The organism is Clostridium cibarium, from assembly GCF_014836335.1.
Taxonomy (GTDB): Bacteria; Bacillota; Clostridia; order Clostridiales; family Clostridiaceae; genus Clostridium; species Clostridium cibarium.
The window spans coordinates 14,215-27,247 of record NZ_JACSRA010000025.1 but is presented as its reverse complement, the minus strand read 5'-3'; the positions used below and the strand labels follow the sequence as shown (position 1 = coordinate 27,247).

Here is a 13,033-nt window from a genome sequence, read left to right as displayed (position 1 = left end):
AATAGATTAGTATTAAGGAGGAATTGTTTATGGCAAGAGGAGGTTTCCCAGGAGGCTTCGGTGGAGGCAATATGAACAACTTAATGAAGCAAGCGCAAATGCTTCAAAAGCAAATGCAAGAAGCTCAAAAAGAAATTGAATCAGCAGAATTTGAAGCTTCAGCTGGTGGTGGTGCTATTACAGTGCGTGTTAGTGGAAAGAAAGAAGTATTAGGAATTAATATAAAACCTGAAGTAGTAGATCCAGATGATGTTGAAATGTTAGAAGATTTAGTACTTAGTGCAGTAAATGAAGCATTAAGAAAAGCTGATGAAGAAACTTCAAACAAAATGGGAAAATTAACAGGTGGAATGAATATGCCTGGTTTATTCTAGCATATCTACTTTTGATGGCATACAAGCTTAATTCTTGTATGTCTTCTTTATTAGAGATAAAGATTAATATGCATGTTTTGAAAGGAATGAATTAATATGGATTTTTATCCAGTGGCTATAGAAAAGTTAATAGAAGAGTTTGCAAAACTTCCAAGTATAGGACAAAAGACAGCACAAAGACTAGCCTTGCATGTTTTAAATTTACCTGAAGATGAAGTTAAAGAGTTTGCAGGGGCTTTAGTTAAGGCAAGAGGAACTATTAAGTATTGTTCGGTATGTGGGAACTTTACGGATAAAGATCCATGTTCTATATGTTCAAATCCTAATAGAGATAATAGTGTAATATGTGTAGTTGAGCAGCCTAAGGATATAATGACTATGGAAAAAGTTAAAGAATTCAATGGTACATATCACGTCTTACATGGTAATTTATCTCCAATGCAAGGAAGAGGCCCTCAAGATATAAGGATTAGAGAATTAGTTTCAAGAATGAAGGAAGAAGTGAAAGAAGTAATTTTAGCAACTAATCCTAATATAGAAGGAGAAGCGACAGCTATGTATATATCTAAAATATTAAAACCTCTTGATGTTAAGGTCACAAGGATAGCTTCAGGTTTGCCTGTAGGTGGAGACTTGGAGTATGCAGATGAAGTTACTTTATCCAAAGCTTTAGAGGGAAGAAAAGAGATATAAAGGAGGGCCCAATAATAAATGGACCCTTTAATAGATAGATGGGAGTTTTAGAAGTTTTGTTTGATAATGAGTGAAAAGCTTCTTATAGAAATAGTATATGTGAGTTAAGTTAAAAGTGTTACCTTTAAATGTTAAAAATGTATATTTGATCAAATAAATGGCAAGACTCTAGATAAATTATTTGGAGGCATGTTATGAATAAAAGAAATATTATTGAATATGTTAAAGGTATAATAAGTAACAATAAAACAGATGATGAATTAATTACTGAAATTGAATATGCTTTACTTGAAATTGAAACAGCAAGAAATATTTTTAATAATGTTGAAGATCCAAGGCTTATTGAAGTTGCAATATACTCAGAAGAGGTTGCTATGAAGAGATTTGATCATTTACTATCTATTGCAAGGGAACGAGGAATTTCGGTAAGTAATGAGTATATTGTTGATAAATTTTTAGAATTAGCTGAATAGGATAGTAGTGAGGTGAGAAAATGGAATTATTACAATCTGCAGATACTAGATTAATAATATATGGATTAATAGGTGTAGTCTTATTATTTCTTTTACTTAAACTTTTTAAGTGGCCATTAAAGATATTATTAAATGGTATATTTGGAGTCGTACTTTTATATATAGTTAATTTAATCGGAGCGAGCTTTAATTTTCACATAGGAATTAATTTAGTAACTGCTTTGATTGCAGGTACATTAGGTATTCCTGGTGTAGCAGCACTTATAATATTTAAGTTATTTATGTAAAGATAGAGCCCTTCAAAATGAGTTGAATCATTTTGAAGGGTCTTTTTTTATACAGAAATATATTTAGAATTAGTTAAGGAATTCTTAAGATGTTATTTACAGAAATATTAAGTTTTGGAGGATAGTATTAGTTATAGGTATTAAGGAGGAAAAATAATGAATGTTTTAGAAGTTAAAGGTGTAAAGAAGAGACTAGGCAAAAGAGAAATTATAAAAGATTTAAATCTAACAGTTGAAGAAGGCGAAATATTTGGTTTTTTAGGGCCTAATGGAGCTGGAAAGACTACTACAATAAGAATGTTGGTTGGACTTATAGCTCAAAATGAAGGGGATATATCAATTTGTGGACATAGTGTTCAAAAGGATAAAGAAGAGGCTCTAAGATACGTGGGAGCAGTTGTAGAAAATCCTGAGTTATACAAGTACTTATCAGGAAGAGAAAATCTTATGCAAATAGCTAGGATTAGAGGAGTGTCTAAGGAAGAAGTGGAAGAACTTATTGAACTTGTAGGATTAAAAGATAGAATTAATGACAAGGTTAGAAAGTATTCATTAGGAATGAAGCAAAGATTAGGACTTGCAGCAGCTTTAATAGGAAATCCTAAGTTATTGATTTTGGATGAACCTACAAATGGACTTGATCCATCTGGAATACTGGATTTTAGAGATATAGTTAAGAAGGCTGCTAAAGAAAAGGGTATGTCTGTATTTATTTCATCTCATATTTTAAGTGAAGTGCAAAATCTTTGTGATAGAGTTGCCTTCATCAATAAAGGAATTATACAATCAGTAGAAAAAATTAGTGATAACAGTGTAGAAACTGAATTAGATAGTTTAACATTGAAGGTAGCAAAAGATGAAGTCAAGGCAGTAACTATATTAAAAACTTTAGGTAATGTCAGAGATGCACAGATTAAGGAAAATGAAATTCATATTATAATAGAATTTGGAAGTACTAACATTGTATTAAAAGAACTCATAAATAAAAATATAGAAGTTGAAGAGATATATAGAAATAGAAGTGAATTGGAACAAAGATATATGGAACTTGTGGAAGGAGGAATGAGATAATGATATTTACATTAATAAAGAATGAATTAATAAAGCTACTTAGGAGAGGAAAGACTTGGGTAGTCTTTGGTTTGTTTTTAGCTCTTATTACAGGATCTATATTCCTTAGCTACTATGGGTCTAAGGATTCTGAATATCGAAATTCTCCACAAGGGCAAATTGAATCGTTGAATAGACAAATAGATTTAGCTAATAATAGAATTAAAGATGCGGAAAAAAGTTCTGAATCATGGGCTAAAGAAGAAGTTATAAATAGTAAGCAACAAATAGAGAAAGATCAAGAATTAATTAAGATACAAGAAGATTTGTTAAAAAATGAAAATGACCCGAATAGCTGGAAAAAGAATTTAGAAAATGAAAAAGAAAATATAGAGAAAACTTTAAATGACAAAAGTGGAAATGAAGAAAGCAAACAATATCAAAATGAAAGATTAGAAGCAATTAATTATTATTTAGATAATGATGTAAAACCAATTGAATCATGGAAGTTTAATGCTATAAACTATTTAAAAGATATTATTCAGGTTTTAGGATTAATAATATTAGTATCAGGTATTGCTGTATTTATGAGCGATATGGTATCAGGGGAATCGACACCTCCTACTCTAAAATTCTTATTGGTACAGCCTATATCAAGAGGCAAGGTGATTTTATCAAAGTTTATTGCAGTTGTTATCACAGTTGTAAGTATGATAGGTGGACTTGAACTTCTAGCTTTCGGAGTAGTAGGAGTTGTAGGTGGATTTGATGGAACAAAAATACCTGAAATAATTCATAAAACATATGAATTTGATTATTCAAACTTAAATAGAATGGGTGAACCTATGATTAAGCAAGTGACTAATAGTGGATTTACGGCTACAAGAGGAGATGCTTTGCTTCAAAGCTTTGGGTTACAAGTTTTATTCATTATCACTTGCTGTGCATTTGTATTTTTGATATCAGCTTTATTTAAAAGTAGTATGACAACTATGGCTTTAACTGTAATAATATCAGTAGCAAGTACTATGGCATGTATGGTATCTGCTAAAGTAGCTAAAGTAGCTCACCTTATGTTCTTTAACTATGGTAGAAGTGGGGATGTAATTAGTGGAGATATTAGTGGAGTGTTTCAAAATCCTAATTTCAACATTAGTTTAGGTATTGGATTAATGATAGGAACTATAATATTTTCTTATGTAATTGCCCACATTGTATTTAGTAAAAAAGATATATTAATTTAATTTTGTTACTCAAAAAGAAATTAATAAGGTTATAATTATACTTCAACGTAATAAAATATGATAAGAAAGAAGATATTCTAGAGATTTTCAAAGTAATTTTGAAAGTCTCTTTCTTATTGTATTTAGCATAAGTACTAGCTTTATAGTGTGAGAATATAAAAATAAATATTTCATTTACTTCTACTCATTTATTTAAATGAGTTTTTTTATAATGCTTTGGAGTATAATTATCCTAGTAGACTTATAAAAATATATTCTATATAACTATAATTGTAAGTAAGAAGAGGAGATGATTTTATGCCAGCAGGTAATGGAGTTAATTGTGGAGAGTGCCCAGAAAAGAAAAGTGGTGAATGTGCTGGAGATGATTTGGGATGTCTATGCTATAAGTGTCCGAGAAAATTGGCGCAATGTATTTGTGTTAAGTATTGCAGAGAAACAGAGTCGGTATTATATTTTGAAAAATGATGTGGATAATTATTAAATTAATATAAAGAAATATATAATAAAGAATATATTGACATGTCAGGTGAATAATATTATTATATTAATTAATCAGTATATAGGTGTATATTACAGAAAAGTTAAATATTACTTAAGATGTATAACAAAGGGGTTATGAAGCGGTGAAGCATTGTAACCTCTTTTAATATATTAAAGAACTAAGCAATTGGGGATTTATAACTTTAAAAGAAAAGGTTTATAAATAAAGATCAAAAATAATAAGGGGGAATAAAAAATGAAATTAAAAAAAGTGTTAATGGTATTATCCTTAATGCTGACAGCATCAATGGCTGTTTCTTGTGGGGGGGCAGCAAATAGTTCATCTGTAAGTAAAGAAAAGTCAGATTTAACATCTTCAATAGTTACAACTTATGATGCTACTGATATGAGCAAAAATCCTGAAACAGCTAAAAATAGAAAGGATACATTGATAATTGGAACGGAAGCTCCTGATGGGGTACTTAATCCTTTATATGCAGAGAGTTTGAATGACGATTATATTACTGATAGTATGTATGAGTATTTAATGACTAATACAGAAAATGGAGAAGTAGAGGATAACCTACTTGAAAGCCATGGCTTGTCAGATGATGGTTTAACATATACTTTTAAATTAAAGAAAGATTTAACATGGTCTGATGGGAACAAAATAACTTCAAAAGATATAGCATTTCCTATTAAAGTTGTATGTGATGGAACATATACAGGCCCTTTAGATTTTGTTACAGGAAAAACAAAAATAAAAGGTGGTAGAGATTACAAAGAAGGAAAAGCAGAAGATATATCAGGAATTCAAATTGTAGATGATGAAACTATAAAAATAACTTTAGAAGAAAAAAGTTCATCAGCTATATATGATTTAGGAGTTTTTAGACCTATTCCTGAAAGTTATTATGGAAAGTACTATAGACATGGAAATACAGATGGATTAAAGGAAACATATAAAAAGCCAGGACCTGTATCTGGTGCTTATAAGTTGACTTCTTACAAAGAGGGGCAAGAAATTGATTTAGAAGCAAATTCTAAATATCATAAAGGAACACCAAAAACGAAGAATCTTATATATAAGATTACTGAGGAAGATGTACAAATTCCAATGTTACAATCTGGAGATGTAGATATAGTCAGTCCTACTGTTTCAGAAGACAATGTAGAAACTATAGAGGGATTAGGGTATATGTCATATAAGTTATTCCCAACTAACGGATACGGATATATAGCATTTAATGAAGCTAAGCCAATATTTAAAGATAAAGCTGTAAGACAAGCATTGGCAACTGGTTTAGATAGAGCTAAAATAGTCAACTCAGTATATGGAAAATATGCAAGTGTTATAAATGTTCCACAATCTAAAGCTTCATGGGCATATGCAGATGGGGACAAAGATTATGCGTTTGACATGGATAAGGCTAAAAAGATGTTAGATGATGCTGGATGGAAAGTAGGATCAGATGGAATAAGAGAAAAAAATGGTCAAAAGCTTGAAATTAACTTTACAGGAACTACTCCAAATTCAGTAGTAGATGCGCTTTTATCAGTAGCTACAGATAACTGGAAAGAACTTGGAATTAAGTTCACTAGTGAAAAGATGGACTTTAATTCAATGACAGCAAAACAAAAGACTGGCAATTGGGATATGTTATTCATGGCATGGGTATTAACAGCAGATCCCAATGATAGTCCTATATATGGAACAAACGGATCACAAAATAAAACTGCATATTCAAATTCTAAAGTTGATGAGATATATAAGAAGATAGCAGCAGAATCAGATAAAGATAAGCAAAAAGAACTATTCAAAGAATTGTATAAAGAATTGAATGAAGATTTACCATATATCTATATGTATCAAAGAAATGATATGTGGGCATATAATGGAAGAGTTAAAGGATTAGAAGTTTCTCCATACGTACGTTATACTTATAATCTTTACAAGGTGTCTGTAGAAGATTAATTGAATTAATAAAAAGTTATTAAAGGCATCTTTTAATGATGCCTTTAATAGATTAAGTATATTAATTGTGGAATGGAGAAGGTTAAATGATACAGTATATTATAAAAAGGGTATTAAAAATGATACCAATAATGTTTATTTTATCTATTATATTTTTTGTTATAGTAAACTTAACACCAGGGGACTTTGTTGATACAAAGGCTAATCCTAATATGAGTGCGGAAAAAGTTCAAGAACTGAAGGAGATTTATGGATTCGATAAACCAGTACCAGTTAGATATATTAATTGGGCTAAAAAAGCTATTCTAATGGACTTTGGGGATTCATTAAAATATAAAGAGCCTGTTAGTAAGGTTTTGGGAGATTATGTATGGAATTCATTTTACTTAGCTTTTGTATCATTTATATTGTGTTTAATTATATCAATACCTATAGGAATTATATCAGCAGTCAAGCAGTATTCAAAGTTTGATAAAACGTTTACCATACTAACGTTTATAGGAATATCACTTCCATCATTTTTCATAGCATTAGTTTCTATAAATATTTTTTCATTAAAGCTTGGAATTCTTCCTGTAGCAGGAATGAGTACTGCAGGGACTAATTATACAGGAATGGCTAAGTTTATGGATCTTTTAAAACATATGTTTTTGCCAGTTGCTACACTAACTATATTAAATATAGGAAACTATATTAGGTATGTTAGAACTTCCATGCTTGAAGTTATTAGACAGGATTATATTCGCACAGCTAGAGCTAAGGGGTTAAAAGAAAAAGTGGTTATATATAAACATGCATTAAGAAATGGGCTAATACCGATAATTACATATATAGGATTAACTATACCATCACTTTTTGCAGGAGCTATAATAACAGAAACTATTTTTGTTTGGCCTGGAATTGGTAAAGTTGGCTATGATGCTATTGTTAATAGAGATTATACACTTGTTATGGGATTCAACATGTTTATGGGCATATTGACCTTAATTGGGAATTTGCTTTCTGATGTTTTATATGCAGTGGTTGATCCACGAATTAGATTGAAATAGGAGGAAGGCTAATGGAAAGTTTAGTTAATGAAAAAGAGCAAGAAATAATATCACCTTCAAAAATGGTGTTGAATAGATTGAAAAAGAATAAATTAGCCATGCTTGGCTTAATACTTATAATAATTATTGTTTTATTTAGTTTTGTTGGACCATTTTTTATGAAGTATGGCTATAATACTCATACAGATGATCTAAAAATGCCACCAGGAGGTGGACATGTATTAGGAACTGACTATTTAGGTAGGGATATGCTAACTAGATTAATGTTCGGAGGAAGAATATCAATATTGGTTGGAGTTGTAGCTGTATTAATAGAAACTATAGTAGGTACTTTAGTAGGTGCTATAGCAGGATATTATAAAGGAAAAGTGGATTCTATTTTAATGTCTATAACAGATATTTTTTTAGCTCTTCCTTTCTTACCTATAATATTAGTTTTGGGTAGTGTATTATCAGACCTTAAGGTAAGTGCTTCTCTAAGGATTGTATTTTTAATTTTCATAATAGGAATATTATCTTGGCCAACTATTGCAAGACTTGTTAGAGGTGAGATTTTATCTTTAAGAGAACAAGAATTTATGCAGGCAACAGAAGCTTTAGGTCTTAGAGATAGAAGAAAAATAATAAGACATTTAATTCCGAACGTTATTCCAGTAATAATAGTAAATGCAACTCTTGGAATAGCATCAGCTATTTTAACAGAATCAGCTTTAAGTTATCTTGGAATGGGAGTTGCTGAACCTGTTCCTTCATGGGGAAATATGATTACTATTGCAAATAATCTTCCGGATTTTAAAAATAGACCTTGGCTTTGGGTACCACCAGGTATATGCATACTAATAATTACTATGGGAGTAAATCTATTAGGTGATGGACTTAGAGATGCATTAGATCCAAAGATGAAGAGATAGGGGGAAGAGGTATGAGTAATAATTTATTAGAAATAAAGAGTTTAAAGACCTTTTTCAAGATAGAAGCTGGAATAGTCAAAGCAGTTAATGATGTTTCATTTAGTGTAAGAAAAGGTGAAACAGTTTGTATAGTTGGGGAATCAGGTTGTGGAAAATCAATAACTGCCATGAGTATTATGGGATTAATTTCAAAGGACAATGGTAGTATTGAAGGTGGAGAAATATTATATGATGGCAAAGACTTGTTAAAATTGTCAGATGAAGAAATGAGAAAAATAAGAGGTAAGGATATTGCTATGATATTTCAAGAGCCTATGAGCTCTTTGAATCCTGTATTTACAATTGGACTTCAAATTTCAGAGAGTTTAATGATTCATGAAGGAATGGATAAAAAGGCTGCAAGAAAGAGATCTATAGAGTTATTAGAAGAAGTAGGAATACCTAGAGCAAATGAAATAGTAGATTCATATCCGCATGAGTTATCAGGAGGAATGAGACAAAGAGTAATGATAGCTATGGGGCTTTCTTGTAATCCGAAAGTATTAATAGCAGACGAGCCGACAACGGCATTGGATGTTACGATTCAAGCTCAAATTTTAGACCTTATGAGAGGCATTAAAGATAAATTCAAAACTTCCATACTTTTGATTACACATGATCTTGGAGTTGTTGCTGAAATGGCAGATTATGTTGTGGTTATGTATGCTGGAAAAGTTGTAGAAGAGGCCCCTGTTATGGAGATATTTAAAGAAACTTCTCATCCATATACTATTGGATTGCTAAAATCAAAACCCAAATTATCAGAAAGACAAACAGAACTTTATTCAATACCAGGGCAAGTTCCAAATCCAGTAGGAATGAAGGAGTGTTGCTATTTCTGTGATAGATGTGATAAGGTGATGGATATATGCAAAACCTCTATACCTAGTTTGAAGCTTATTGGTGAAAATCATAAGGTTGCATGTTGGTTATATGATGAAGAGACTGCATCAAAGGAGGAGAAGAAATAATGACAGAGGAATTAGTATTAAAAGTAGAAAACTTAAAGCAATACTTTCCTATTATGGGGGGCTTTTTTAAACATAGAGTTGGAGATGTAAGAGCTGTTGATGATGTTTCTTTTGAAATAAAGAAAGGGGAAACCTTAGGTATTGTGGGGGAATCTGGGTGTGGTAAATCTACTACTGGGAGAACTATATTACAATTACTTAAACCTACGGCAGGCAAAGTATATTTTAAAGGACAAGAAATAAGTGCTATGAAAAAGACAGAACTTAGAAGTCTTCGTCCTAAGATGCAGTTAGTATTCCAAGATCCATATTCGTCATTAAATCCAAGAATGACAGTTGGTCAAATAATAGGAGAAGCTTTAATTGATCATAAATTAGTATCAAAAGATGGATTAAGAAAAAAAGTTCTTGATACAATGAGTCAGTGTGGGTTGCCAGAATATTATATAGATAGATTTCCACATGAATTTTCAGGGGGACAAAGACAAAGAATAGGAATTGCTAGAGCTCTAGCATTAGATCCTGAATTTATTGTAGCTGATGAGCCAGTTTCGGCATTAGATGTTTCTATACAAGCTCAAATAATTAATTTGTTAGTAAAACTTCAAAAGGAAAAGGGATTTACATATATGTTTATATCTCATGACCTTTCTGTAGTTGAGCATATATGTACTAGAGTAGGTGTTATGTATCTTGGTTCTATGATGGAGCTTACAGATAAAGAAGAATTATTTGAAAATCCTCTGCATCCATATACTAAAGCATTATTGTCTGCAATTCCTATTCCAGATCCAACAGCAAAAAGAGATAGAATAATATTAAAAGGAGATATTCCGTCTCCAGCAAATCCTCCTAATGGATGCAAGTTTCATACTAGGTGTCCTTATGCAAGTGATATATGTGAAAATGAAGTGCCAGAGTATAGAGAAGTAATAAAAAATCATTTTGTAGCTTGTCATAAAGCAAATGAGGGATAGAAGATGAATCCATTTAGTATTAGGAGATTTGAAAAGATAGAAGACAAAGAAAAACGAAAAGAGGAATTACAACAACTAAAGAGTGAGAATTTAGGGAAAAAAGATATTTTAGCTCTTATAATAGCTTTATTTCAATTAATTCTTCCTATAGCAGCAATTGTAGCTTTTTTATATTTCTTGGTTATACTTTTTTTGACAAAAGTATGGATGTATTAGAAATGAAAAAAGAACTGATTTAAATAAGATTTAATTCTTATATAAATCAGTTCCTTTTCTTTTATGATGAAAAAAAAATTAAGGGGAAATAATAATATATTGTAGGATAATTTGGAGTGGTAAAGTATTGAATTGAAATGTAATTAGTAGTAAAATTAACAAAAAGGTTAAAATATACTATTAACCTTGATAATATAATAAAAATTGGGGGGATATGCTATATGCATAAGAGATTATTTATTCCAGGTCCAGTTGAAGTCCGTCCTGAAGTTTTAGAAAAGATGGCAACACCTATGATAGGACATAGGAGTAAGGATGCTTCAGCACTTCAAAGAAGAATTAGTGATAATTTGAGAAAAGTATTTTTCACTAAGAGTGAGATCCTTCTTTCAACCACTTCAGGTAGTGGTCTTATGGAAGGAGCAATAAGATGTGGAACACTAAAGAAAGCGGCAGTATTTTCAGTTGGGGCCTTCGGTAAGAGATGGTATGAAATGGCCAAGTTCAATAATGTATCAGCAGATATCTTTGAATATGAAATGGGGAAAGCAGTTGATCCAAGTGATGTCGAAAAGGCATTAGCAACTGGCGAATATGATTTAGTTGCAGTAACTCATAATGAAACTTCAACTGGTGTTATGAATCCTGTTGAAGAAATTGGGGAAGTAATTAAAAAGTATCCAGATGTTGTTTACATTGTGGATATGGTGAGTTCAGCAGCTGGTAGTAAGGTGGAAGTAGATAAGTGTGGTATAGATATATGTATCACATCATCTCAAAAGTGTCTTGGGTTACCTCCAGGATTAGCAGTCTGTACTTTCTCTGAAAAAGCTCTTAAGAGAGCAGAGCAAGTACCAAATAGAGGATATTATTTGGATTTACTACAACTTTACAAGTATATTCAAAAGAAAGATTATCAATATCCGTCAACTCCTTCACTTTCGCATATGTTTGCTTTAGATTATGAACTAGATTATATATTGAATGAAGAAGGATTAGAAAACAGGTTTTCGAGACATAAAGAAATGGCTGAAGTTGTTAGAAATTGGGCAAGAGAACATTTTGAGCTATATTCTGATGAAAATCACTTATCAAATACAGTAACTAATATTAAGAATACAAGAAATATTGATGTGTCAGCATTAAATAAAGCGCTTGGGGAAAGAGGATTCCAAATATCTAATGGATATGGAAGTTTAAAGGATAAGACTTTTAGAATAGCTCATATGGCAGACTGTCAAGTTAAAGATATTAAAGACTTATTAAAAAACATTGATGAAATATTAGAATTTTAATAGATGGAGTTTAGAGATAAAAATCTCTAAACTCTAATAACTATATAAACAATAAGTAAAGATTATAAGGGGGATTAATTTAATATGATTAGAGTATTAACAAACGATGGGTTAGAAGCAACTGCCATAGAAAATTTAAAAGCAGCAGGAATAGAAGTTGTTAATGAGCATATAGATCAAGACAAGCTTGGGGAAGCGTTAAAAGAATTTGATGCGTTAGTTGTTAGATCAGCAACAAAAGTTACTAAAGAGGTTTTAGATAAAGAAGAAGGCGGAAAATTAAAATTAGTGGTAAGAGCAGGTGTCGGAATAGATAATATAGATGTAGTAGCAGCTGATGAAAAAGGTGTTACAGTTAAAAATACACCAAATGCTAGTTCTGGTTCAGTTGCTGAATTAGCACTTGCTCACATGTTTGCAGTTGCAAGATTTGTAAATATTGCAAATGTAACTATGAGAGATGGAGAATGGAATAAGAAAAAGTATGAGGGAATAGAACTTAGCGGAAAAACCTTAGGAATAGTTGGAATGGGTAGAATCGGTAGATCTTTAGGAGCTAAAGCTACTGCTTTAGGGATGAAGGTAGTTTATACTGATTTGTTTGGTAAACAAGATTCATTAGTATATGATTTTCTTTCAATGGAAGAATTATTTAAAGCTTCTGATTTTATATCATTACATGTTCCATATGATAAAACTAAGGGATCATTGATAGGAAAGAAAGAATTTGATTTAATGAAAGATGGAGTTTATTTGATAAACTGTGCTAGAGGTAAAGTTGTAAATGAAAAAGCTTTATTAGAAGCTCTTGAAAGTGGTAAAGTTGCAGGTGCTGGAGTAGATGTATTTGAACAAGAACCAACATTAAATGAAGCTTTAGTAAAACACCCAAGAGTAAGTGTTACTCCACATATAGGGGCATCAACTAAAGAAGCTCAAAATAGAATAGGTGAGGAAGTAGTTTCTACAATTAGAACATTCTTTAACATCTAATAA

General features: G+C 31.1%; 15 protein-coding genes. All 15 read left to right on the top strand.

The genetic code is table 11. The features are described 5' to 3' along the window. The first annotated feature begins 29 nt into the window (after window positions 1-29). The gene (locus tag H9661_RS14360) at window positions 30-374 is read left to right on the top strand and encodes a YbaB/EbfC family nucleoid-associated protein (RefSeq protein ID WP_143318095.1); all 345 of its coding nucleotides are present in this window, start codon (window positions 30-32) and stop codon (window positions 372-374) included. A gap of 96 nt (window positions 375-470) precedes the next feature. Then, window positions 471-1,067, top strand: coding sequence for a recombination mediator RecR (gene recR, locus H9661_RS14355; RefSeq protein ID WP_143318096.1), 597 nt, complete (start codon window positions 471-473; stop codon window positions 1,065-1,067). A gap of 194 nt (window positions 1,068-1,261) precedes the next feature. After that, a complete protein-coding gene (locus H9661_RS14350) occupies window positions 1,262-1,540 on the top strand; it encodes a DUF2508 family protein (protein ID WP_143318097.1) in 279 nt (92 codons plus the stop codon). Window positions 1,541-1,560: 20 nt separating this feature from the next. Continuing rightward, complete coding sequence (locus H9661_RS14345; RefSeq protein ID WP_143318098.1) at window positions 1,561-1,827, top strand: pro-sigmaK processing inhibitor BofA family protein; 267 nt, start codon at window positions 1,561-1,563, stop codon at window positions 1,825-1,827. Between the two features lie 156 nt (window positions 1,828-1,983). After that, window positions 1,984-2,898, top strand: a complete 915-nt coding sequence (locus H9661_RS14340) for an ABC transporter ATP-binding protein (RefSeq protein WP_143318099.1) — start codon at window positions 1,984-1,986, stop codon at window positions 2,896-2,898. Continuing rightward, window positions 2,898-4,121, top strand: coding sequence for an ABC transporter permease subunit (locus H9661_RS14335; RefSeq protein WP_143318100.1), 1,224 nt, complete (start codon window positions 2,898-2,900; stop codon window positions 4,119-4,121). Before H9661_RS14340 ends, H9661_RS14335 begins: the two co-directional genes overlap by 1 nt. Window positions 4,122-4,418: 297 nt before the next feature. Then, window positions 4,419-4,589, top strand: coding sequence for a hypothetical protein (locus H9661_RS14330; RefSeq protein WP_185966879.1), 171 nt, complete (start codon window positions 4,419-4,421; stop codon window positions 4,587-4,589). Between the two features lie 271 nt (window positions 4,590-4,860). Then, complete coding sequence (locus H9661_RS14325; RefSeq protein WP_143318101.1) at window positions 4,861-6,579, top strand: ABC transporter substrate-binding protein; 1,719 nt, start codon at window positions 4,861-4,863, stop codon at window positions 6,577-6,579. Between the two features lie 86 nt (window positions 6,580-6,665). Further along, a complete protein-coding gene (locus H9661_RS14320) occupies window positions 6,666-7,628 on the top strand; it encodes an ABC transporter permease (RefSeq protein WP_143318102.1) in 963 nt (320 codons plus the stop codon). 11 nt (window positions 7,629-7,639) lie between these two features. After that, a complete protein-coding gene (opp4C, locus tag H9661_RS14315; protein WP_143318103.1) occupies window positions 7,640-8,539 on the top strand; it encodes an oligopeptide ABC transporter permease in 900 nt (299 codons plus the stop codon). Window positions 8,540-8,550: 11 nt separating this feature from the next. Next, window positions 8,551-9,549 (top strand): ABC transporter ATP-binding protein, encoded by a 999-nt coding sequence (locus H9661_RS14310; RefSeq protein WP_143318104.1) that lies wholly within the window; start codon window positions 8,551-8,553, stop codon window positions 9,547-9,549. Next, complete coding sequence (locus H9661_RS14305) at window positions 9,549-10,526, top strand: ABC transporter ATP-binding protein (RefSeq protein ID WP_143318105.1); 978 nt, start codon at window positions 9,549-9,551, stop codon at window positions 10,524-10,526. The genes H9661_RS14310 and H9661_RS14305 overlap by 1 nt, the downstream gene beginning before the upstream one ends. Window positions 10,527-10,529: 3 nt before the next feature. Beyond that, window positions 10,530-10,742 carry a hypothetical protein gene (locus H9661_RS14300; RefSeq protein ID WP_207706263.1) on the top strand — a complete coding sequence of 71 codons (213 nt, stop codon included), beginning with the start codon at window positions 10,530-10,532 and terminating at the stop codon, window positions 10,740-10,742. 221 nt (window positions 10,743-10,963) lie between these two features. After that, on the top strand, window positions 10,964-12,037 hold the full coding sequence (locus H9661_RS14295) for a pyridoxal-phosphate-dependent aminotransferase family protein (protein ID WP_143318106.1): 1,074 nt from the start codon (window positions 10,964-10,966) through the stop codon (window positions 12,035-12,037). Window positions 12,038-12,121: 84 nt separating this feature from the next. Beyond that, complete coding sequence (locus H9661_RS14290) at window positions 12,122-13,030, top strand: D-2-hydroxyacid dehydrogenase (protein WP_143318107.1); 909 nt, start codon at window positions 12,122-12,124, stop codon at window positions 13,028-13,030. The last annotated feature ends 3 nt before the right edge of the window (window positions 13,031-13,033 follow it).